This is a genomic window from Corynebacterium sp. HMSC078A10, assembly GCF_001811565.1.
Taxonomy (GTDB): Bacteria; Actinomycetota; Actinomycetes; order Mycobacteriales; family Mycobacteriaceae; genus Corynebacterium; species Corynebacterium hesseae.
The window spans coordinates 88,023-88,977 of record NZ_KV805195.1; the positions used below are offsets into that span (position 1 = coordinate 88,023).

Here is a 955-nt window from a genome sequence, read left to right on the forward strand (position 1 = left end):
GTTTGAATCGACGGGGTTTAGAAGGGGATGTCGTCGCTGCCTGCCTCTGCGGAGTCACTTTGAGCTTCGGCCTTGGTTTTGGCTTGTTGTTGTGCGTGGTAGTCGTCGAGTTCTTGTTTGAGGTGTTGGGCTTCTTCGCGCACACGTTTCCTGGTGGCGGTGATGTGTTGGGCGACTGTTTGCGCCCACCGTTTTTGCTTGGGTGCCAGGGGGCCTTCTGCTTCGTTGATGGTCCAGGTACCGTCGGCGAAAAGCCAGATAACATCCCCACTGTAGGGGTCCACAGCAGGTACTTTAAGGTGCCATCGGTTTTCATGTTGTGATGTCCTTGGCATAAACATGCCAGGTTCTTCGGGTGGGTTGGCCCGCCTTCAGCCCAGTTGTGTCGGTGGTCTAACTGGGTGAGGAAAGCTGGTTGTTCACATCCGCCGACTCGGCAGGTCCCGTCGCGGCCTTCGACGTGTTTGCGCATAATCAGGCCCGGTTGGTAGCCGTCTGCTTCGGCTACCTCGCCGGTTAAGTCCCGGGTTTTATCATGCGGCATGGGCTCTTGGCGCCAGCCGAAGCCTTCAATAAAGGTTGGGGCATTCTCAATATCGCAGGCTTGGTAGGTGTGTAAGACTACGGTGGCTGGTGGTTGTATCTCGCCGCTTAAGAGTTTGATGACCGCTTCAGCAACAGTGATTCCTTCTTTTGCGGCGGCTGTGTGGATGAAGGCATCGAGTTTAATGCCGGTGTCTTCCCCAACCTGGAGTTCTAGCCAGGCAGAGGTTCCGTTGGAAGAAAAGCGGTAGGTGTCTTTGGGGCGGGTATCACGGTAGGCGATGGAGTCATCCAGGGTTTTACAGATGTCGCGGACTTTACGCCTGATTTGGCTACGTGTAGGAAAAGCCTGATTCGCCTTGGTGGGGGTGAAGAAGTCGGCCAGGATGGTGTCGATAAAATCCAGGGTTTC

At 55.3% G+C, this 955-nt stretch carries 1 protein-coding gene; it reads right to left on the bottom strand.

Annotated elements, in window-relative coordinates; all coding sequences use genetic code 11:
* The coding region (locus HMPREF2808_RS04065; RefSeq protein WP_246818507.1) for an HNH endonuclease signature motif containing protein at positions 1 to 955 on the bottom strand (955 nt) is incomplete at both ends.